This is a genomic window from Streptomyces sp. NBC_00210 (assembly GCF_045160975.1).
Classification (GTDB): domain Bacteria; phylum Actinomycetota; class Actinomycetes; order Streptomycetales; family Streptomycetaceae; genus Streptomyces.
Genome location: NZ_CP108120.1, coordinates 4,832,969 through 4,853,737 on the forward strand (window position 1 = coordinate 4,832,969; position 20,769 = coordinate 4,853,737).

Below are 20,769 nucleotides of genomic sequence, written 5' to 3' on the forward strand. Positions count from 1 at the left end.
TCACATCAGCGACGAATCCAGACCGATTCCCGTTGCGGCATAAAATCAAGCCCGGTACAACTCGGCCCATTCGGAGAGCTGTTGGCGGGCCGCATCCTGGAACAGGGCGTGTTCCTCGAAGAGGCTGAAGACCTCCAGATGTTCCGCTATGTCACGGGAGTCTCGAAAGACCATGCGCCCGGTGAAGTTCTCCACCGTCGCCAACCGATCGTCATAGACCGTGAAGGTGTTCATCGGGCCAAGAGGTATGCCCGTCCCGAGCGTGATCACGCCGATGCGGACGTTGGGGAGGCGCGACAGTGAGACCAGCCGGTCGATCTGCACGGCCATGGCCGATGGCTGCACGACCGCCCACTTCACCGCCTGCTCGGTAAGCAGGAACGTGAAGAACTTCGACGTGTCGTAGAGCACCGACTGCCTCTCCAGCTTGCGCGCCACCGTCTTCGAAACGTCGCCCGGGAAGCCGCTCAGGCTCGCCCGCACGTACTCCGGCGTGGCCAGCAGTCCCGTCACCATGGCAGGCAGAAAGTATCGGAGGGTCGTCGCCTCGGCCTCCAAGGCGGCGAGCTCCGTCTGTCGCTTCTCAATACCCCTGCGCAGTGAAGACCGCGTGTCCTGCCACTGGGTATTGGCGATCCTGGCCAGTGCGGTTACTTCGGTAATCAGCTCGGGTGGAGCCCCAATCGCCCGAAGGATACGCTCCACATCGACGAGGCTCGGGGTCCTCTTCCCCGTTTCGAACTTACTGATCTGCGACTGAGACATGTTGCATCGCTTGGCCAGCCGGTCTCCCGTGAGACCGGCTGCGCTGCGCAGCTCTCTCAGTCGCTCGGCCAGGTCGGTTTTGGACTGACCTAGCTGATCGGGGTCAAGCGTCAAGGCCCTTCACGTACTCCGCAAAGGGCACCGATTCGGCGATGGCGATGCGCTGATACTCCAGGAACGGTGCCGTATTTCCTGTGTGCACCTCCCGGCTGATCTGAGTACCGTCCGGCTCGTAGTGCATGAGGACGACCTTGGAGCGGTCGAACATCCAGAAGTCCTGCGCGCCGGCCACGGGGTTGGGGCGATCGGTCACGTCGAGGATTCGGATGTCCTCTCCCGCCTCCACGTTGTGCCGGTAGTGGTCGAACTCGAAGCGGAGGTAGTCCGTGAGGGGTCGGGTCACGACGTGCACCCTGCCTACGGTTCGGGCGCTGGCCACGTATCCCTGAATGCGGCCGAACCACGGCTGAGTCCACTCGCGGGTTACCGGCTCACCGGCCATGAACCGCCGGATCGCGTCCCGTTCCGGCTCCACTCGGTATACGGGCAAGGTCTCCAGCCTCCATGCCTCCTGCTCCATGGAGTCGAAGGTGTTCCGCCAGTCGTCACCAGCCAAGAACACGGACAGCCTCCCTCAGAACTGCCTCGGGGATCTCGACAAGCCCTTCTCCCTGCGCTGGAGCGAAGGCGCTCGACGTGTCTCCCTGAATGATGAATGAACCAGATGCGGTCCGGTAGACGTTGGGGCAGTCGTCGCCCCCGCACTCCCCGTTGCCGTTGCCGTTGCCGTTGCCGGTGAGCCTGGTCAGTTGCTCTCGTGGCATGGTGCCCCCTTGTCTTCGGCCCCCGGGACGGGACCGGCCGAAGTCGACGCTACGGAGCCTGTTTTCCCACGTCCATGCCGACTTGAGGTTATTCCCGTTCCGGCATAGACGATCTTGAGGGGCAGGGTGACCGGCCCCGCCGTCAGGTCCGCGCCGGGCGTGTCCACCGGGCCCCGCTAGCCCAGCCGCCGTGGCCACCCGCCCAGTCGGCCCGCGTCCAGGGCCTCGTCGAAGGCGGCGACCGCCGCGGCCGCCTTGGTGCGGAAGGCCTCGCCCTCCGCGGTGAGGGCGAGATGATGGGTGGAACGGTCCACCAGCCGGGTGCCGAGGTGTTTCTCCAGCGCGGCCAGCGACCGGGAGACCGCGGGCTGGGTGAGGTGCAGCCGGGCCGCCGCCCTGGTCACGCTGGACTCCTCCGCGATGGCCAGGAAGCAGCGGAGATGGCGCAGCTCGATGCTCATGCGTGTGGAGCATAACCGCAGCCCAGTCGGTATTTCACGGAGCGCTCGAAGACCCGTAGCGTGGAGGGCGTCGGCCGAAAAGCATCCAGGGAGGTTCCGGTGGACGAGCACCGCACCGCAGTCGTCGCCAACGAGCCGGAAGCCGCCGCAGCCCTGGACACGGCCGGCTCCGGGCCCCGCACCGCCACCCGCCACCGCCTCGGCCCCGTCGCCCTCGTCGTCGCCGGCGGGCTGTCCGTCCAGTTCGGCGCGGCCATTGCCGTACTGCTCATGCCCCGCGCCGGAGCCCTCGGCGTCGTCACCCTGCGGCTCGTACTCGCCGCCCTCGTGCTGCTCGTCGTCTGCCGGCCCCCGCTCCGCGGGCACTCGCGCGCCGACTGGGGCACCGTCGTCGCCTTCGGCGCCGTCATGGCCGCAATGAACATCCTCTTCTACCAGGCCGCCGACCGTATCCCGCTAGGCGCCGCGGTCACCTTCGAGGTCCTCGGGCCGCTCGTGCTCTCGGTGATCGTGTCCCGGCGGCTGGTCAACCTCGTCTGGGCGGGGCTCGCGCTCGGCGGCGTCGTCCTGCTCAGCGGCGGCGGCTTCGACCGGCTCGACCCCGTCGGCGCGCTCTTCGCGCTCTCCGCGGGCGCGATGTGGGCCGCGTACATCGTCTTCAGCGCCCGCACCGGGCGGCGCTTCCCGCAGGCCGACGGGCTCGCGCTCGCGATGGGCGTCGGTGCCGTGCTGAGCCTGCCGTTCGGTATCGCGGAGTCCGGGACCAAGCTGGTCGTGCCCTCCACGCTCGGGCTGGGGCTCGCCGTCGCGCTGATGTCGTCCGTTCTGCCGTACACCCTGGAGCTGCTCGCGCTGCGCCGGCTGCCCGCCTCGACCTTCGCCGTGCTGATGAGCCTGGAGCCGGCGATCGCGGCGACGGCCGGATTCCTCGTACTGCATCAAGCCCTTTCCGCGCTCGACGCGTTGGCGATTGCGCTGGTCATCGCCGCGAGCATGGGCGCCGTGCGCACCCAGGTGGCCAGGAATGCGCCAGAAGGGCAGCAGATCTAAAGCAAGCGTGCTTGCTTGTTTTCTGTAGCGCTGCCATGCTCCAGGGCACACAACGCCGTGTCCCGAGGGAGCGCACCGTGTCCGACCCCACCGTCGTACTCGACGACCTGCGCAGTGAGAGCGATCAACTCGACGAGCTGGTAAGGGAGTTGAGCGACGAGGAGTGGGCGGGACCGACCCCCGCCGAGCGCTGGAGCGTCGCCCACCAGATCGCCCATCTCGCCTGGACCGACTCCGCCGCACTGCTCGCCGTCACCGACGCCGACGCCTTCGCCGCCCAGGTCGAGAAGGCCCTCGTCGCGCCCGACTCCTTCGTCGACGAGGGCGCCGAAGAGGGCGCGGCGCTGCCGCCGGCCCAGCTCCTCGCCCGCTGGCGCGACGGGCGCGAGAAGTTGCAGCAGGCCCTGCGCGCCGCCCCGGCCGGTGCCCGTTTCCCCTGGTACGGGCCGCCGATGAGCGCCGCGTCCATGGCGACCGGGCGGCTGATGGAGACCTGGGCGCACGGGCAGGACATCGCCGACGCGCTCGGAGTCGTACGCGAACCCACCGCGCGGCTGCGGCATGTCGCGTACATCGGGGTGCGGGCGCGCGACTACGCCTTCGGAGTACGAGGACTGACGCCGCCCGCCGCGCCCTTCCGGGTCGAGCTGACCGCGCCGGACGGAACGCTCTGGGCGTACGGACCCGAGGACGCCGCTGGGGTCCCCCATGCCGAAGGCCAGGGGAAGGTCACCGGGCCCGCCCTCGACTTCTGCCTGCTGGTCACCCAGCGCGCGCACCGCGCCGACCTCGCCGTACGGGCCGAGGGCGCCGACGCCGACCGGTGGCTGGACATCGTGCAGGCCTTCGCGGGCCCCGCGGGACCCGGCCGCGCGCCGCAGGGAGCCTGAGGATGCTGCGTATCGCAAACGCCTCCGGGTTCTACGGCGACCGCTTCGACGCCTTGCGCGAGATGCTCACCGGTGGCCCCCTGGACGTGCTCACCGGCGACTATCTCGCCGAGCTCACCATGCTCATCCTCGGCCGCGACCGGCTCAAGGACCCTCGCCTCGGCTATGCCAAGACCTTCCTCAGGCAGCTGGAGGACACCCTCTCTCTCGCCCACGAACGCGGCGTGAAGATCGTCGCCAACGCGGGCGGGCTCAACCCCGCCGGACTAGCCGACGCCGTCCGCGCGCTCGCCGAACGCGTGGGCGTGCCCGTCAAGGTCGCGCACGTCGAGGGCGACGACCTCGCGGCCCGGTTCCCCGGCGCTCTCACCGCCAACGCCTACCTCGGCGGCGCGGGCATCGCCGAGTGCCTGCGCGCGGGCGCCGATGTCGTCGTCACCGGCCGGGTCACCGATGCGGCGCTCGTGACCGGACCGGCCGTCGCCCACTTCGGCTGGAGGCCGACGGAGTACGACCGGCTGGCGGGCGCCGTCGTCGCCGGACACGTCCTGGAGTGCGGCACCCAGGCCACCGGCGGCAACTACGCGTTCTTCAGCAGCCATGACGTGCGCCGCCCCGGCTTCCCGCTCGCCGAGATCCACGCCGACGGCACCTGCGTCATCACCAAGCACGACGGCACCGGCGGGTTCGTCGACGTCGGCACGGTCACCGCGCAGCTGCTGTACGAGACCGGGGGCGCCCGGTACGCCGGACCGGACGTGACCACCCGCCTCGACACCGTACGGCTGACGCAGGACGGCGACGACCGGGTACGGATCTCCGGCGTACGCGGCGAGGCCCCGCCGCCGACCCTGAAGGTCGGGCTCAACCGCATCGGCGGCTGGCGCAACGAGGTCGTCTTCGTACTGACCGGCCTCGACATCGAGGCCAAGGCCCGTCTCGTGCAGGACCAGCTGGAGGACGCCTTCGGCAAGCACCGCCCGGCCGAGGTGCGGTGGGAGCTGGCCCGCACCGAGCGGCCCGACGGCGACACCGAGGAGCGGGCCAGCGCCTATCTGCGGCTCGTCGTGCGCGACAGCGACCCGGACAAGGTCGGGCGGGCAGTGACCGGCGCGGCGGTCGAGCTCGCGCTCGGCAGCTACCCGGGTTTCCATGTCACGGCCCCGCCGGGGAAGGGCTCGCCCTACGGGGTGTTCGAGGCCGAGTACGTCGACGCGGCCGAGGTGACGCACACGGCCGTACTGCCCGACGGCGAGCGACGCGAGATGGGGGTCCCCCCGGCCGAAGGCTGGGGGAGGATCGCGGTGCCGACTCCCGTACGCACGCAGGCGGTCGAGCCGCTCGACGACCCCGGTGAGCTGCCGCAGCCACTGCCCGACGGGCCCCGGCGACCCGCACCTCTCGGTCTGATCGCCGGCGCCCGAAGCGGCGACAAGGGCGGCGACGCCAACGTCGGCGTCTGGGTCAGGTCCGACGAAGCCTGGCGCTGGCTCGCCCACGAGCTGACCGTGGACCGTTTCCGCGCGCTGCTCCCGGAGACCGCCGCACTGCCCGTCGTACGCCATGTTCTGCCGAATCTGCGCGCCCTGAACTTCACGGTCGAGGGGATCCTCGGCCAGGGCGTCGCCGCGCAGGCCCGCTTCGACCCACAGGCCAAGGCGCTCGGCGAGTGGCTGCGCTGCCGGTACGTCGACATCCCGGAGGTACTGCTGTGACTGTGCTCGCGTCGTCGCTCGATCCCGGGGGACCGGAGTACGCAGCCCACCGGGAGGCGATGCTCGACCGGCTCGCCGCCCTGGAGGCCGAGCATGCCAAGGCGCTCGCGGGCGGCGGCGAAAAGTACGTCGCGCGGCACCGGGGGCGCGGAAAGCTGCTGGCGCGCGAGCGGATCGAGCTGCTGCTCGACCCCGACACGGCCTTCCTGGAGCTGTCCCCGCTCGCCGCGTGGGGCAGCGACTATCCGGTCGGCGCGTCGATGGTCACCGGCATCGGCGTCGTCGAGGGCGTCGAGTGCCTGATCACGGCGAACGACCCGACCGTGCGGGGCGGGGCGTCCAACCCCTGGACGCTGAAGAAGGCGCTGCGGGCCAATGAGATCGCCTACGCGAACCGGCTGCCGTGCATCTCGCTCGTCGAGTCCGGCGGTGCGGATCTGCCCTCCCAGAAGGAGATCTTCATACCCGGCGGGGCGCTGTTCCGGGACCTCACCAGGCTGTCGGCGGCCGGGATTCCGACCATCGCGGTCGTCTTCGGCAACTCGACCGCCGGCGGCGCGTACGTCCCCGGCATGTCCGACCACACCGTCATGATCAAGGACCGGTCGAAGGTCTTCCTCGGCGGGCCGCCGCTGGTGAAGATGGCGACGGGGGAGGAGAGCGACGACGAGTCGCTCGGCGGCGCGGAGATGCACGCGCGTACGTCGGGACTCGCCGACTACTTCGCGGTGGACGAGGCGGATGCGCTGCGGCAGGCGCGGCGGGTGGTCGCGCGCCTCAACTGGCGCAAGGCGCACGCCGGTCCGGGTCCGGCCGAGCCGCCGAAGTACGACGAGGAGGAGCTCCTCGGCATCGTGCCCGAGGACCTGAAGACGCCCTTCGATCCGCGCGAGGTGATCGCGCGGATTGTCGACGGCTCGGACTTCGACGAGTTCAAGCCGCTGTACGGGCCGAGCCTGGTGACGGGGTGGGCCTCGCTGCACGGGTATCCGGTCGGTGTGCTGGCCAATGCGCAGGGCGTCCTGTTCAGCGCGGAGTCGCAGAAGGCGGCGCAGTTCATCCAGCTCGCCAACCAGCGCGATGTGCCGCTGCTCTTTCTGCACAACACGACCGGCTACATGGTCGGCCGGGAGTACGAGCAGGGCGGCATCATCAAGCACGGCGCCATGATGATCAACGCGGTGTCGAACTCGCGCGTGCCGCACCTGTCCGTGCTGATGGGGGCGTCGTACGGAGCCGGGCACTACGGCATGTGCGGGCGGGCCTACGACCCCCGGTTCCTGTTCGCCTGGCCGAGTGCCAAGTCGGCGGTGATGGGGCCGCAGCAGCTGGCGGGCGTGCTGTCGATCGTGGCGCGGGCGTCGGCGGCGGCGAAGGGGCAGCCGTACGACGAGGAGGCGGACGCGGGGCTGCGGGCGATGGTGGAGCAGCAGATCGAGGCGGAGTCGCTGCCGATGTTCCTCTCGGGGCGGCTGTACGACGACGGGGTCATCGATCCGCGCGACACCCGCACCGTCCTCGGCCTGTGTCTGTCGGCCATCCACACGGCCCCGGTCGAAGGCGCGCGCGGCGGCTTCGGCGTCTTCCGGATGTGAGGACTCTTCGATGATCACTTCTGTACTTGTCGCCAACCGGGGCGAGATCGCCTGCCGGATCTTCCGTACCTGTCGTGAGCTGGGCATCGCGACGGTCGCGGTGTACTCGGACGCGGATGCGACCGCCCTGCATGTACGGGAGGCGGACGCGGCGGTACGGCTGCCGGGGGCGGCTCCGGCGGACACGTATCTGCGGGGCGAGTTGATCGTGAAGGCGGCGCTCGCGGCGGGCGCGGACGCGGTGCATCCGGGGTACGGCTTCCTGTCGGAGAACGCGGAGTTCGCGCGGGCGGTGGCGGCTGCGGGCCTGGTGTGGATCGGTCCGCCTCCCGCGTCCATCGAAGCGATGGCGTCCAAGACCCGGGCGAAGGAACTGATGGGCGGCGCGCCCCTCGACCCCACGGCCCTGACCGAGGCCGACCTGCCGGTCCTGGTGAAGGCGGCGGCGGGGGGTGGGGGGCGGGGCATGCGCATCGTCCGTTCCCTGGCCTCCCTGGCCGGGGAGTTGGCGGCGGCCCGGTCCGAAGCGGCGTCGGCGTTCGGCGACGGCGAGGTGTTCCTGGAGCCGTACGTCGAGAACGGCCGCCATGTCGAGGTCCAGATCCTGGCGGACGCGCACGGCACCGTCTGGGCGCTGGGCACCCGTGACTGTTCCCTGCAACGCCGCCACCAGAAGGTGATCGAGGAGGCACCGGCTCCCGGTCTGAGCCCCGAACTCACCGAGACCCTGTACGCGTTGGCGGTACGGGCGGCGCGTGCGACGGACTACCGGGGCGCGGGGACGGTGGAGTTCCTGGTCGTCGGCGACCAGGCCCACTTCCTGGAGATGAACACCCGTCTCCAGGTGGAACACCCGGTGACGGAAGCGGTGTTCGGCGTGGATCTGGTGGAACTGCAACTGCGGGTGGCGGAGGGCGCGGCGTTGCCCGCGGAGCCGCCGGGGGCGCGGGGCCACGCGGTGGAGGCGAGGCTTTATGCGGAGGACCCGGGGAGCGGGTGGACGCCGCAGACGGGGGTGCTGCACGCGCTGGACGTGCCGGGGGTCGTTCCCACCCACCCGCCCTTGAACGTGAGGGGTGGGACCCCCCACACCCCCGGGAGCCCTGCGCTTCGCGCGGGCGGGGACGCGGGGTTCACCGCCACCGGCGGCCCGGCGGCTGGGGGCGCGGCGCTTCGCGCGCGTGGGCACGAGGGTGGCGATGCCTTCGGTCCTGCGGACGGGGCGGAGGCCGCCACAGGCCCGGCGCCTCGCGCGGGCCGGGATGCGGGGTTCGCCGCCACGGGCGGCCCGGCGCTTCGCGCGGGCGGGGATGCGGGGTTCGCCGCCACTGGCGGCCCGGCGCTTCGCGCGGGCGGGCATGAAGGCGACGACGCCTTCCGCCCGGGCGTCAAAGACCCGGTGTACGCCGTCCCCTGGGTGCGCGTCGATTCCGGGTATGCCGGTGGGGACTCCATCGGCGTGCACTACGACCCCATGATCGCCAAGGTCATCGCCTGGGCCCCCACCCGGGACCAGGCCGTGCGGCGGCTCGCGCATGCGTTGCGGCGGGCCCGGGTGCACGGGCCCGTCACCAATCGGGCGCTGCTCGTGCGGTCCCTGGAGCATCCCGACTTCACCTCCGCGCGGCTCGACACCGGGTTCTACGAGCGCCACCTCGACGCCCTCACCGCGCCCGCCGACGGGGAGCGGCACGCCGCGATTGCCGCCGCACTCGCCGATGCCGCGTCACGGCCCGGAGCTTGGCGGAACCTTCCCTCCCAGCCGCAGGCCAAGGCGTTCGGCGAGCACGAGATCCGGTACCGCCCCACCCGGGGCGGCGGGTTCGAGCTGGTCGACGATCCCGGGGTGCGGGTCGTCGACGCCGGACCGTACCGCGTACGGCTCGAGATCGACGGAGTCGTACGGCCCTTCCACGTCACCGATCACGGTGACGGGCACATTCACATCGACAGCCCCACCGGCGCGCACGCGCTCGCCGTGCGGCCGAGGTTCACCGATCCGCAGGACCGGGCCGAGCCCGGGTCCCTGCTCGCTCCCATGCCCGGGACCGTCGTCCGCATCGGGGACGGGCTCGCCGAAGGAGCCAAGGTCACCCAGGGGCAGCCGCTCGTATGGCTGGAGGCCATGAAGATGGAGCACCGCATCCTCTCGCCCGCCTCCGGCATCCTCACCGCGCTCCACGCCGTACCCGGCCGTCAGGTCGAGGTCGGCGCCCTGCTCGCCGTCGTACAGGAGGAGGACACCGCGTCATGACCATCGAGAGCCAGGAACACACCGCACTGCGTGCCGCCGTCGCCGCGCTCGGACAGCGCCACGGACGCGGATACGAACGCGAACAGCTGTGGGCCGAGGCCGCCAAGCTCGGCTATCTCGGCGTCAACCTCCCCGAGGAGTACGGCGGCGGAGGCGGCGGCATGGCCGAACTCTCCATAGTGCTGGAGGAGTTGGGCGCCGCCGGGTGTCCCCTCCTCATGATGGTCGTCTCGCCCGCCATCTGCGGCACCGTCATCGCCCGCTTCGGCACCGACGAGCAGAAGCGGCAGTGGCTCCCCGGCCTCGCCGACGGCAGCCTCACCATGGCCTTCGGCATCACCGAGCCCGACGCCGGATCGAACTCCCACCGGATCACGACCACAGCGCGCAAGAAGGACGGCGGCTGGATCCTGACCGGGCGCAAGGTCTTCATCTCCGGCGTCGACATCGCCGACGCCACCCTCATCGTCGGCCGCACCGAGGACGCGAGGACCGGCAAGCTCAAGCCGTGCCTCTTCATCGTCCCCCGCGACGCCCACGGCTTCCAGCGCTCGCAGATCGACATGGAACTGCACGCCCAGGAGAAGCAGTTCGAGCTCGTACTGGACGAGGTGCACCTGCCAGCCGACGCGCTCGTCGGTGGGGGTACCTCCCACGCCGAAGGCCGTGGGGGAGAGGACGCCGGGCTCCTCCAGCTCTTCGCCGGACTCAACCCCGAACGCATCATGACCGCCGCCTTCGGCATCGGGATGGGCCGCTACGCCCTCGCCAAGGCCATCGACTACGCGAAGACCCGCCAGGTCTGGAAGGCACCCATCGGCGCCCACCAGGCCATCGCCCACCCTCTCGCCCAGGCCCACATCGAGCTCGAACTCGCCCGCCTGATGATGCAGAAGGCCGCCGCCCTCTACGACGCCGGAGACGACATCGGGGCCGGCGAGGCCGCGAACATGGCCAAGTACGCGGCCGGCGAGGCCTGTGTGAAGGCCGTCGACCAGGCCGTCCACACCCTCGGCGGCAACGGCCTCACCCGCGAATACGGCCTCGCGTCCCTGATCACCGCCGCCCGCGTCGCCCGGATCGCCCCGGTCAGCCGCGAGATGATCCTCAATTACGTATCCCACCAGTCCCTGGGTCTCCCCAAGTCGTACTGACAGAGGCGATTCTGGCCGTCCACACAGTGCGAGGGGGCCGACATGCCCGGAACCGTGTTCCGCAGCGAGTACGCAGATGTCCCGGCCGTCACCGAGCCGATCCACGAGGCCGTGCTCGGCCGGGCAGCCGCCGAGTACGGCGACACGATCGCCCTGATCGACGGCGTGAACGGCACCACCATCACCTACCGCCAGCTCGACCACTTCCACCGGCGCATCGCCGCCTCGCTCGCCGACGCGGGTCTGCGCAAGGGCGATGTGCTGGCCCTGCACAGCCCCAACACCATCGCGTATCCCTCCGTCTTCTACGGGGCGACCCGCGCCGGCGCGACCGTCACCACCGTCCATCCGCTCTCCACGGCGGAGGAGTTCGCCAAACAGCTCCGTGACTCCTCCGCCCGCTGGATCGTCACCGTCTCACCCCTCCTCGAAGTCGCCCGCAGGGCCGCCGAGCTGGTCGGCGGCATCGAGGAGATCTTCGTCTGCGACCGTGCCGACGGGCATGCGAGCGTCCTCGACATGCTCGGCTCGATCGCGCCCGAGCCGGACATCGCCATCGACCCGGCCGAGGACATCGCCGCGCTGCCGTACTCGTCCGGCACCACCGGAGTGCCCAAGGGCGTGATGCTCACCCATCGCTCCATCGCCACCAACCTCGCCCAGCTCAATCCGCTGATACCGATGGGCCCCGGCGACCGCATCCTCGCCGTACTGCCGTTCTTCCACATCTACGGCCTCACCGCCCTGATGAACGCCCCGCTGCGCAACGGCGCCACCGTCGTCGTACTGCCCCGCTTCGAGCTCGACACCTTCCTCGGGGCGATCGAGAAGCACCGCATCAACGGTCTGTACGTCGCCCCGCCGATCGTCCTCGCGCTCGCCAAGCACCCGGCGGTCGCGCAGTACGACCTCGGCTCGCTGACCTACGTCATCTGCTCGGCCGCTCCCTTGGCCGCCGAACTGGCCGCCGCCTGCTCCCGGCGGCTCGGGCTCCCGCCCATCGGCCAGGCATACGGCATGACCGAGCTGTCGCCCGGCACGCATGTGGTGCCGCCGGCGGCCGACAACCCGCCGCCCGGCACCGTCGGCAAGCTCATCGCCTCGACCGAGATGCGGCTCGTCTGTCTCGACGACCCCGGCAAGGACGTCGGCGTCGGCGAGGAGGGCGAGATAGCGATCCGCGGACCGCAGGTGATGAAGGGCTACCTCGGCCGGCCCGAGGCGACCGCCGAGATGATCGATGCGGACGGCTGGGTGCACACCGGCGACGTCGGGCGCGTCGACGGCGACGGCTGGCTCTTCGTCGTCGACCGGGTCAAGGAGCTCATCAAGTACAAGGGCTTCCAGGTCGCTCCGGCAGAGCTGGAGGCGCTGCTGCTCACCCACGAGGGCATCGCGGACGCGGCTGTGATCGGCGTGTACGACGTGGACGGGAACGAGATCCCGAAGGCGTACGTCGTACGGCAGCGGGACGCCGAGGAGCTGACCGAGGACGATGTGATTGCCTTCGTGGCGGAGCGGGTCGCGCCGTACAAGAAGATCCGCTGTGTCTCGTTCACCGGCGTGGTTCCGCGCGCCGCCTCCGGAAAGATCCTCAGGCGTGAACTGAGGGACCGGGAGCCGATCAAGAGGGAGAACACGTGACGCTTCTCGCCACCGCGCACGAGCGCGGCATCACCACCCTGACGCTGGACTCGCCGGAGAACCGCAACGCCCTGTCGGCGCGGCTCGTCGGCGAGCTCGGCGAGGCGATGGGGGAGTGCGCCAAGGACGAGTCCGTACGGGCCGTGGTGCTCACCCACACCGGCTCCACGTTCAGCGCGGGCGCCGATCTGAAGGCCCCGCCGAACCCGTACACCTTCGTCGCCCTGCTGCGGCAGATCGTCACGCTGCCGAAACCGGTGGTGGCACGCGTCACCGGGCATGTCCGGGCCGGCGGCCTCGGGCTGCTGGGTGCCTGCGACATCGCGGCCGCAGCCAGCGCCGCCGACTTCGCCTTCACGGAGGTGCGGATCGGGGTCGCGCCCGCCGTGATCTCGCTGCCGCTGCTGCCGCGGATGGACCAGCGCGCGGCCGAGCGCTACTACCTCACGGGGGAGCGCTTCGACGCGGCGGAGGCTGCTCGTACGGGACTGATCACGCTCGCCGCGGACGATGTGGACGCGGCGCTCGCACCGGTGCTCGACGGGCTGCGCAGGGCGTCCCCGCAGGGGCTGGCCGCCTCGAAAGAGCTGCTCGGAGCTAGGGTGCTGGAGACCTTCGACCGCGACGCGGAGGATCTTGTACAGCGCTCGGCGTCGCTTTTCGCCTCCGCGGAGGCACGCGAGGGGATGACGTCCTTCCTCGAACGACGGGACCCCGCATGGGTGTTGTGACCTCCGCCGCCAAGGGGCCGCGGGCCACGTCGCGGGCCACGTCGCGGGCCGCGTCGCGGGCCGGGGAGCCGCAGGCCAAGGAACCGAAGGCCAAGGAGCCCAAGCAGGACCGCAGCCGGGCCACCCGGCAGCGGCTGCTCGAAGCCGCGGTGTCCTGCCTGGCCGAACACGGCTGGGCGGGCTCGACCGTCTCGGCGGTCGCCGAGCGGGCCGGAGTCTCGCGGGGCGCGGCACAGCACCACTTCCCGACCCGGGAGGACCTGTTCACGGCGGCGGTCGAATATGTGGCGGAGGAGCGCTCACAGGCCCTGCGGGCGCTCCCGACCCAGGACCGTACGGCGGTCGTCGCGGCCCTCGTCGACCTCTACACCGGGCCGCTGTTCCGGGCCGCGCTGCACCTTTGGGTGGCGGCGTCGAACGAGGACCAGCTGCACTCGCGGGTCACCGAGCTGGAGGCCAGGGTCGGCCGCGAGACGCATCGGATCGCCGTCCAGCTGCTGGAGGTGGACGAATCGCGTCCCGGCGTACGCGAAACGGTCCAGGGGCTGCTCGACATGGCCCGCGGCCTGGGCCTCGCCAACCTCCTCACGGACGACGCCGCGCGCCGTAGGAGGGTGGTGGCGCAGTGGGCGGCAATGCTGGACGACGCGTTGGGCTGATCCGCGTGTGACGGTTGGGCTGAACCGCCTGTGACCTGGGACACCACCGTCCCGGCCGGTCCGCAGTATCCTGGGCGGATGCTTCTGCTCGTACGACGCCGCCACGTGGACTACGTCCGCGTCACGAGCATGGGCTGTCGACGCTCCCTCTGAGTCAGCGCACAGCCCCCTCTCCACCCCGGCACCTGTGGCCCCGCCCCACCCCTGGCGGCCCCATGGGACCACGCACACCCCGTGGACACATCCATGTCGTACCTTCAGCTTCCCGTCATCGACCTCTCGGCCGCCGACCGCGGCCCCCAGGCCCGGGCCCTGCTGCATGCACAGCTGCACAGCGCCGCCCATGACGTCGGCTTCTTCCAGCTCACCGGGCACGGTGTCACCGACGCCGAGACCACTGCGCTCACCACCGCCATGCGGGCCTTCTTCGCGCTGCCCGAGGCGGACCGCCTCGCCATAGACAACATCAACTCGCCGCACTTCCGTGGCTACACGCGCACCGGAGACGAGCGCACCGGCGGCAGCATGGACTGGCGCGACCAGCTCGACATCGGCGCCGAACGGCCCGCCCGCGTCCCCGGCCCCGGCGAGCCCGGGTACTGGTGGCTGGAGGGACCCAACCAGTGGCCCGCCGCCCTGCCCGAGCTGCGCCCCGCCGCGCTCGCCTGGATCGACCGGCTCAGCCGGGTCGCCCACAAGCTCCTCACCGAACTGCTCACCGCCATCGGCGCACCCGCGGACTTCTACGACGATGTCTTCGGCGACCGGGCACACCTGCACCTCAAGCTGGTGCGCTACCCGGGCAGCGCCGTAGAGGGCGGGGGCCAGGGCGTTGGCGCACACAAGGACTACGGCTTCCTGACCCTGCTTCAGCAGGACCGGATCGGCGGCCTCCAGGTGGAGCGCGAGGACGGCGCCTTCCACGACGTACCGCCGCTGCCGGGTGCGTTCGTCGTCAACCTCGGCGAGCTCCTCGAGGTCGCCACCAACGGCTATCTCAAGGCGACGAACCACCGGGTGGTCAGCCCGCCCGGGGCCACGGAGCGGTTCTCCGTGCCGTTCTTCTACAACCCGCGCCTGGACGCCCGGATCGAGCCGCTGCCGTTCCCGTACGCGGCACACGCGCCGGGTGTGAGCGCGGACCCGGCGAATCCGCTGTTCGCCGAGTACGGCCGCAACGAGCTCAAGGGCAAGCTGCGGGCGCACCCGCTGGTCGCCGCCCGGCACCATGCGGACCTGCTGGAGCCGGCGGCGTAAGCGGCGGCGGCCGTGCCCCGGGCCCCGGCGTGACCGGGGCCCTGCTCAGCCCCCGAGGTTCGAGATGTCCTCGTAGCCCGCGATCTCGCGCGGGTCCCGCGACCCCGGCCCGACGTAGAGCGCGGACGGCCGCACCAGCCGTCCCGTGCGCTTCTGCTCCAGGATGTGCGCCGACCAGCCCGCCGTACGCGCGCAGGTGAACATCGACGTGAACATGTGCGCCGGGACCTCCGCGAAGTCCAGGATGATCGCCGCCCAGAACTCCACGTTCGTGGCAAGCACCCGGTCCGGTCGGCGGTTGTGCAGCTCATCGAGTGCCGCCCGCTCCAGTGCCTCCGCGACCTCGAAGCGCGGCGCGTCCAGTTCCTTGGCCGTACGGCGCAGCACGCGCGCCCTCGGGTCCTCCGCGCGGTAGACCCGGTGCCCGAAGCCCATCAGCCGCTCGCCCTTGTCGAGTGCGTGCTTGACGTAGGCGGTCGCGTCCCCGGTCCGCTCGATCTCCTCGATCATGCCGAGGACACGGGAGGGGGCGCCGCCGTGCAGCGGGCCCGACATGGCTCCCACGGCGCCGGAGAGGGCGGCCGCGACATCCGCACCCGTCGAGGCGATGACGCGGGCGGTGAAGGTGGAGGCGTTCATGCCGTGCTCGGCGGCCGAGGTCCAGTAGGCGTCGACGGCCTTCACATGCCGGGGGTCCGGCTCACCGCGCCAGCGGATCATGAACCGCTCGACGACGGACTGCGCCTTGTCGATCTCCTTCTGCGGGACCATCGGCAGACCCTGGCCGCGCGCACTCTGTGCCACGTACGAAAGCGCCATCACCGCGGCCCGCGCGAGATCGTCGCGAGCCTGCGCCTCGTCGATGTCCAGCAGCGGTTTCAGGCCCCACACGGGGGCGAGCATCGCCAGCGCCGACTGCACATCGACCCGGATGTCACCGGAGTGCACCGGGATCGGGAAGGGCTCGGCGGGCGGCAGCCCGGGATTGAACGCGCCGTCGACCAGCAGCCCCCACACATTCCCGAAGGACACATGGCCCACCAGGTCTTCGATGTCGACACCGCGGTAGCGGAGCGAGCCGCCCTCCTTGTCGGGTTCGGCGATCTCCGTTTCGAACGCGACGACTCCCTCGAGTCCAGGTACGAAGTCGGACATCAGGCGGCTCCTCAAGATGTGTACGACAGGTGTGGGTCAATCACCCCGGTGATGCCCCGTGCGGCTGGTGGTCACCCAATCGCCGGGAGGCAGGCACGATATCCCCTGCTGTATGGGGGCCACAGTGGCCCGACCCAAGATTTTGTCCGGTCCGGCTGATGCGGGGAAGCGTGACATCCGGCACACTGCGCCATTTCGGGCGGGAAGGATTAGCGGCACTCCGTGCCGGGCAAACTGGGCCGCTGAGGCAGGATGGCCCCGTGACCGACCATGCCGCCCCGCGCCCGGATCTCGCTCCTGCCCACGACCCCGCGGACTCGCACGACCCCGCGGTCATGCGGGAGCAGTACCGCTCTACCCCGCTCCTGGAGACGGAGCTGGCTCCCGATCCCGTTGACCAGTTCGCGCACTGGTTCAAGGACGCCGCCTCCGCCGGTCTGCACGAGCCGAACGCCATGATCGTCTCCACCGCGTCGCCGGAGGGCCGCCCGTCGTCCCGCACTGTGCTGCTGAAGCAGTTCGACACCCGTGGCTTTGTCTTCTACACGAACTACGCCTCCCGCAAGGGCCGGGAGCTGGACGCCAATCCGTACGCCTCCCTGCTCTTCCCCTGGCACCCGATCGCCCGCCAGGTCATCGTCAACGGCACCGTGGCCCGCATCGGCCGCGACGAGACGGTCGCGTACTTCCGCAGCCGCCCGCACGGCTCGCAGCTGGGCGCGTGGGCGAGCGAGCAGTCGTCGGTGATCGGCTCGCGCGAGGACCTGCTGCGCAGATACGAGGAGCTGGCGACCCGCTACCCGGAGGGCGAACAGGTCCCGGTGCCGCCGGAGTGGGGCGGCTACCGGGTCGAGGCGCAGACGGTGGAGTTCTGGCAGGGCCACGAGAACCGGTTGCACGACCGGCTGCGGTATGTCCGTACGGATGAGGGGTGGCGGGTCGAGCGGCTGGCTCCGTGAGCGGGGCCCGGGAACGCAGACGACCCGTGGGCCTTGGTCCCTGCCGTACGAGACGGAGGGAGCCGGCCGGACTTACCGGCGGCCCACGGGTCGGGTGACTGCTTGGAATTTCGGCAGGCGGCCTGCCGAGGTGCACAGAGTGCGACGGCAGGCCGTTAGCCCGCAGCCACCTCGCTTGTCCGGTAAGACATCACTTCCGAACCACCTCCTCTCTAAGCGTGAATCACACCTTAGGCACCCCTCGGGAAGCGGCTCAACCGATTTTTATGACCTCTTGTTTTTGTGCGTACGAGTAGCCGTCTGCCCGCTGGAGGAGTCGTAGGTTCACATGGGACACGTTCAAGCGGCCCACCGGCGTGGTGAGGCTGTGCTGACCCGTGGCTCGGACGGCCACGCGCCCTGTCCAGGTGCCTTTCCACCTTCCGGTGGGCACGGTGGCGCGGACGAGATCGCCGGTGGCGAAGCCGTAGTGCTGCTTGCGGCGCGGACGCCGAAGACGAGGGAAGCCGAACCGGTCGGGGGTAGTACGGGCGTATACGCCGCGACCTGTGGCCTTGATGACGGAGACCTGCTGGGGGACCCGAACAATGGTGTCCCCGTTCTCGTGATCCAGCCGGCCGACGCAGAGGGCGTCGAGGGTGTGGGACTTGTTGAGGCCCATGGCTGTGCGGTTCCACTTCGTGCGGCCGCCCGACCACACGTGGACCGGCCGTCCAAGGGCTTCCAGGGCGCAGGCGAGTTGCTGGCGGGTCGCGTTCATGACTCCGGCGTCGTGCAGAGGTGCCTTGGCCTGTTCAAGGATGGTTGCGAGGCGATCTGGTCGGCGGGCCAGGAATTCGGTTACGGGGGTGGCCCCCTTGGCCTGGTTGCAGCTGATGCATGCCAGCACCAGATTTGAGATGCGGTTTGACCCGCCGCGGCTGCGTGGTCGGACGTGGTCGATGTTGAGCGGCACGCCTGTGGCCCCGCAGTAGGCGCAGGATCGCCCCCATTTGGCGAGTAGGTACTCGCGGATCTCGGTCCCTGCCAGGGTGCCGCTCCGGTATTCGGCTGCGGTGAGATCCTTGCCCGCGCTCATGGCGTGGGTGTCGAAGGCAACGCGCTCGATATGGATCTCGGTGATGGGTGCGTACCGGCAGAGGCGGCCAGCTGTGGAGAGAGTGGTGTCGACACGGTGCCGGAGTGACGGCGCAAGCCAGCCCTGCGGATGAGTGCGGTTGTTGGATCTGCGCGGGCGGTAGCGACAGTTGGCCGCGCGTCGGCGGTGACGGTATCCCGCTCGTTGCCCCATTGCTTTGTGGATCTGTTGGCCCCGGTGCTGGAGTTCGACCGAGACGAGCCCGCGCCTCACAGTCACCGTCTTGCCGTCTTGTGCGGCCTCCTTCTTCGAGTCCGTGATCGTGATACCGGTGCCTTTGGAGCCCGGGTCAATCCGAAGCTGTACGCCCTCGACTTCGGAATCGGCGCGGCTTCGGTCCTTGAGCCGGATGGTGAACGGGGCCTGCCGTGCGACGACGGCCCGGCCTTTGGCGAGTAGTTCGCGTGCCCGTGCTGGGTGGCACGGCATCAGGGGACGGCCGTCGTTCGCGAGGACGAACACCCTGCTCGCGCCTGCTCCACCTTTGTACGTATTGCCGTGTGTCGGGACGTCACCGTCTCCGGTCTCTGCCTGTGCGGCGTGACGCCGACGTGGCCGGGTGCTGCGCTCGTCGGTTTCCCCTCGCCCATGTTCCCTGCCGGTGGCCCGCGCGGTGGCGGGCTGTCCGTGAGCCGTTTCGTCCCTGCTCCCGGGGTTGTCTGCTCCCACGGATTCCAGAGCAGGCTGCTGAGGAAGCACAGCCTGGTGGGTCTGCTCGCCTGCGGGAAACGTAGTCATCGAAGGGCACCTCCCTTTGATCAACTGATCCGGATGACTGAGGCTGTTCACTCGGCTCGCCTCCGCCGACGGAGGGAGCGGGAGCGAGTGATCTCCTTTCGCCGAGTGCGCCATGAGCGACGGTATCCACGGCGACCTCGTCGGCTGCCGGGAAGTCGTCCGATCCCGCTCGTATGTGTGATCGCACCCAAAATCCCGAACAAGTGAACGCCGTTGGTGTAGTCCAGTCGCGGCCGATTTCCGGAAGGCAACGATTTCCGCGAACCTGGTGTGTCCTGCGTCACGTTCGAGTTCAATGATCTGACGTGCATAACCTCGCGCGGACGCGTCCTGCAGGGGGTCCAGGATGAGTGCTTCCAAGAGTGAGACCACCAATGCGCTCGGGCCTGACGAGCCGGAGCGGGAGGGCGCGGGGTCCGAGGAGCCCGCGCCCGTGCCCGGGGCGGAGTTGCTTGCCGCGCTGCTGGACGGGATGGACGCTGCGCTCTGCGCGTTCGACGCCGACGGCGCGATCACGCACTGGAACCGCGAGGCCGAGCGGATTCTCGGCTGGTCGCCCGAGGAGGCCGTCGGCCGGCGGGGATTCGCCGGGTGGGCGGTGCGGACCGCCGATGCCGGGGAGGTGCAGGCGCGGCTGATGGCCGCGATGGATGCGCCGGGGCGGCAGGTCCATGAGTTCGCACTGCTGCGCAAGGACGGCGGGCGCGTTCTCGTACGGACCCAGTCGGCTCGGGTGCTCGGTGCGGACGGCAAGCCGACCGGGGTGTACTGCGCGTTCAGCGAGGTGCATGCGCAGATCGACCTGGAGCGGTCGATCGCGCTGAGCGAGGCGCTGTTCGAGGACGCGTCCTGGGGTGTCGTACTCGTCGACGTGGACCTGCGGCCGACCGTCGTCAACGGACATGCGGCGCGGGCGCTCGGCGCCGGGCGTACGTCCCCGCTCGGGCGGCCGCTGGGTGAGCTGGTCGTCCAGGGCGTGGAAGAGCTGGAGGGCGCCCTCCATCATGTGCTGGCGGAGGGCGCACCGCGGGGACTCGCTGATCTGTGGGTGACGCTGAGTACGTCCCAGGGGGAGCAACGGCGCTGCTGGCGCAGCGGCTTTCTGCGGCTGGCCTCGCCACTCGCGGAGGAGCCGGTTCCGCTGGGGGTGGGGTGGCTGTTCCACGACGTGACGGAGTCCAAGCTGGCCGGGCAGGAGGCGGACCGGCTGCGCTTCCGGTCGAGCCAGCTGCACCGGGCGGGGCGGGCGGCGGCGGAGTGCGAGGACCCGATGGAGGCGGCGACGGCGTATCTCGACTTCGCGCTGGCGGGCTTCGCGGACCATGCGCTGATCGATCTGACGGAGCGGGACGGGGAGCGGCTGATCCGCGCCGCGGCTACTCCGCGGGGTGCGCCGGGCCCGTGCATGCCGGTGGCGGGCGGCGGTATCCCGGTGCGCTATCCGCCGGGCCATCCGGCGCTCCAGTCGGCCGACCGCAACGGCTCCGTCCGCGCGAGCGCGCCGGCAGGTGGTGCGGCCGGGGCGAAGGGTGACTGGGCGGCGGAGCGCCAGTGGCCGCGGGACGCTGTGCACGCGCTGTGCACGGTGCTCCGCAGCCGCGGCCGGACACTGGGCGTCCTCACCTTCCTCCGCGGCCAGGGCCGCCCGGCTTTCGAACGGGCGGACGCGGTGTATGCGGAGAGCGTGGGGGTGCTTGCGGGGGCGGCGCTGGATCTGGCGCGGGTGACACGGGGGGACTGAGCTGTTAGCCGGGGCTCCGCCCTTTCCCGTAACCGCGGG

17 protein-coding genes and 1 pseudogene are annotated in these 20,769 nt (G+C 70.6%); 12 read left to right on the forward strand and 6 right to left on the reverse strand.

Annotation, left to right across the window (positions count from 1 at the left end; all coding sequences use genetic code 11):
* Window positions 1-45 precede the first annotated feature (45 nt).
* The 4 genes and pseudogenes from OG729_RS22030 to OG729_RS22045 form a co-directional block, all read right to left on the reverse strand.
* On the reverse strand, window positions 46-879 hold the full coding sequence (locus OG729_RS22030) for a helix-turn-helix domain-containing protein (protein ID WP_405807765.1): 834 nt from the start codon (window positions 877-879) through the stop codon (window positions 46-48).
* Window positions 869-1,387, reverse strand: coding sequence for a DUF6879 family protein (locus OG729_RS22035; RefSeq protein ID WP_405807767.1), 519 nt, complete (start codon window positions 1,385-1,387; stop codon window positions 869-871). Before OG729_RS22035 ends, OG729_RS22030 begins: the two co-directional genes overlap by 11 nt.
* On the reverse strand, window positions 1,371-1,589 hold the full coding sequence (locus OG729_RS22040; protein WP_405807768.1) for a hypothetical protein: 219 nt from the start codon (window positions 1,587-1,589) through the stop codon (window positions 1,371-1,373). The genes OG729_RS22035 and OG729_RS22040 overlap by 17 nt, the downstream gene beginning before the upstream one ends.
* 179 nt (window positions 1,590-1,768) lie before the next feature.
* A pseudogene (locus OG729_RS22045) lies at window positions 1,769-2,050 on the reverse strand (LysR family transcriptional regulator); the annotation flags it as partial.
* Window positions 2,051-2,203: 153 nt separating this feature from the next.
* Between OG729_RS22045 and OG729_RS22050 the strand changes: the two are divergent.
* From OG729_RS22050 to OG729_RS22095, 10 genes are all read left to right on the forward strand, one after another.
* Window positions 2,204-3,100: an EamA family transporter gene (locus OG729_RS22050; RefSeq protein ID WP_405811221.1), complete on the forward strand. Its 897-nt coding sequence runs from the start codon at window positions 2,204-2,206 to the stop codon at window positions 3,098-3,100.
* Between the two features lie 77 nt (window positions 3,101-3,177).
* Window positions 3,178-3,990, forward strand: coding sequence for a TIGR03084 family metal-binding protein (locus OG729_RS22055; protein ID WP_405807769.1), 813 nt, complete (start codon window positions 3,178-3,180; stop codon window positions 3,988-3,990).
* Window positions 3,991-3,992: 2 nt separating this feature from the next.
* Complete coding sequence (locus OG729_RS22060; protein WP_405807770.1) at window positions 3,993-5,705, forward strand: acyclic terpene utilization AtuA family protein; 1,713 nt, start codon at window positions 3,993-3,995, stop codon at window positions 5,703-5,705.
* Window positions 5,702-7,300, forward strand: coding sequence for an acyl-CoA carboxylase subunit beta (locus OG729_RS22065; RefSeq protein ID WP_405807772.1), 1,599 nt, complete (start codon window positions 5,702-5,704; stop codon window positions 7,298-7,300). The genes OG729_RS22060 and OG729_RS22065 overlap by 4 nt, the downstream gene beginning before the upstream one ends.
* Before the next feature lie 10 nt (window positions 7,301-7,310).
* Window positions 7,311-9,554, forward strand: coding sequence for an acetyl/propionyl/methylcrotonyl-CoA carboxylase subunit alpha (locus OG729_RS22070; RefSeq protein ID WP_405807773.1), 2,244 nt, complete (start codon window positions 7,311-7,313; stop codon window positions 9,552-9,554).
* Window positions 9,551-10,708 carry an acyl-CoA dehydrogenase family protein gene (locus tag OG729_RS22075; protein ID WP_405807775.1) on the forward strand — a complete coding sequence of 386 codons (1,158 nt, stop codon included), beginning with the start codon at window positions 9,551-9,553 and terminating at the stop codon, window positions 10,706-10,708. Before OG729_RS22070 ends, OG729_RS22075 begins: the two co-directional genes overlap by 4 nt.
* A gap of 42 nt (window positions 10,709-10,750) precedes the next feature.
* Window positions 10,751-12,352, forward strand: a complete 1,602-nt coding sequence (locus OG729_RS22080; protein ID WP_405807777.1) for a 4-coumarate--CoA ligase family protein — start codon at window positions 10,751-10,753, stop codon at window positions 12,350-12,352.
* On the forward strand, window positions 12,349-13,083 hold the full coding sequence (locus OG729_RS22085) for an enoyl-CoA hydratase family protein (RefSeq protein ID WP_360867930.1): 735 nt from the start codon (window positions 12,349-12,351) through the stop codon (window positions 13,081-13,083). The genes OG729_RS22080 and OG729_RS22085 overlap by 4 nt, the downstream gene beginning before the upstream one ends.
* Complete coding sequence (locus tag OG729_RS22090) at window positions 13,071-13,742, forward strand: TetR/AcrR family transcriptional regulator (protein WP_405807779.1); 672 nt, start codon at window positions 13,071-13,073, stop codon at window positions 13,740-13,742. The genes OG729_RS22085 and OG729_RS22090 overlap by 13 nt, the downstream gene beginning before the upstream one ends.
* 246 nt (window positions 13,743-13,988) lie before the next feature.
* The gene (locus OG729_RS22095) at window positions 13,989-14,999 is read left to right on the forward strand and encodes a 2-oxoglutarate and iron-dependent oxygenase domain-containing protein (protein ID WP_360867925.1); all 1,011 of its coding nucleotides are present in this window, start codon (window positions 13,989-13,991) and stop codon (window positions 14,997-14,999) included.
* 45 nt (window positions 15,000-15,044) lie between these two features.
* On the opposite strand, the gene OG729_RS22100 is transcribed toward OG729_RS22095, so the two are convergent.
* Window positions 15,045-16,154, reverse strand: coding sequence for a citrate synthase 2 (locus OG729_RS22100; RefSeq protein ID WP_360867923.1), 1,110 nt, complete (start codon window positions 16,152-16,154; stop codon window positions 15,045-15,047).
* Between the two features lie 335 nt (window positions 16,155-16,489).
* On the opposite strand from OG729_RS22100, the gene pdxH reads away from it, so the two are divergent.
* On the forward strand, window positions 16,490-17,113 hold the full coding sequence (gene pdxH / locus OG729_RS22105) for a pyridoxamine 5'-phosphate oxidase (protein ID WP_405811223.1): 624 nt from the start codon (window positions 16,490-16,492) through the stop codon (window positions 17,111-17,113).
* Between the two features lie 253 nt (window positions 17,114-17,366).
* Here the strand turns inward: pdxH and iscB are convergent, their stop codons facing one another.
* Window positions 17,367-19,103, reverse strand: coding sequence for an RNA-guided endonuclease IscB (iscB, locus tag OG729_RS22110; RefSeq protein ID WP_405811225.1), 1,737 nt, complete (start codon window positions 19,101-19,103; stop codon window positions 17,367-17,369).
* Window positions 19,104-19,335: 232 nt separating this feature from the next.
* On the opposite strand from iscB, the gene OG729_RS22115 reads away from it, so the two are divergent.
* Window positions 19,336-20,730 carry a PAS domain-containing protein gene (locus OG729_RS22115; RefSeq protein ID WP_405807781.1) on the forward strand — a complete coding sequence of 465 codons (1,395 nt, stop codon included), beginning with the start codon at window positions 19,336-19,338 and terminating at the stop codon, window positions 20,728-20,730.
* Window positions 20,731-20,769 lie beyond the last annotated feature (39 nt).

Coding starts and splice junctions, on each gene's coding strand:
- OG729_RS22040 (WP_405807768.1), bottom strand. CDS start 1,589: ATGCCACGAGAGCAACTGACCAGGCTCACCGGCAACGGCAACGGCAAC.
- OG729_RS22060 (WP_405807770.1), top strand. CDS start 3,993: ATGCTGCGTATCGCAAACGCCTCCGGGTTCTACGGCGACCGCTTCGAC.
- OG729_RS22070 (WP_405807773.1), top strand. CDS start 7,311: ATGATCACTTCTGTACTTGTCGCCAACCGGGGCGAGATCGCCTGCCGG.
- OG729_RS22075 (WP_405807775.1), top strand. CDS start 9,551: ATGACCATCGAGAGCCAGGAACACACCGCACTGCGTGCCGCCGTCGCC.
- OG729_RS22080 (WP_405807777.1), top strand. CDS start 10,751: ATGCCCGGAACCGTGTTCCGCAGCGAGTACGCAGATGTCCCGGCCGTC.
- OG729_RS22090 (WP_405807779.1), top strand. CDS start 13,071: ATGGGTGTTGTGACCTCCGCCGCCAAGGGGCCGCGGGCCACGTCGCGG.
- OG729_RS22095 (WP_360867925.1), top strand. CDS start 13,989: ATGTCGTACCTTCAGCTTCCCGTCATCGACCTCTCGGCCGCCGACCGC.
- OG729_RS22100 (WP_360867923.1), bottom strand. CDS start 16,154: ATGTCCGACTTCGTACCTGGACTCGAGGGAGTCGTCGCGTTCGAAACG.
- pdxH (WP_405811223.1), top strand. CDS start 16,490: ATGCGGGAGCAGTACCGCTCTACCCCGCTCCTGGAGACGGAGCTGGCT.
- iscB (WP_405811225.1), bottom strand. CDS start 19,103: ATGGCGCACTCGGCGAAAGGAGATCACTCGCTCCCGCTCCCTCCGTCG.
- OG729_RS22115 (WP_405807781.1), top strand. CDS start 19,336: ATGAGTGCTTCCAAGAGTGAGACCACCAATGCGCTCGGGCCTGACGAG.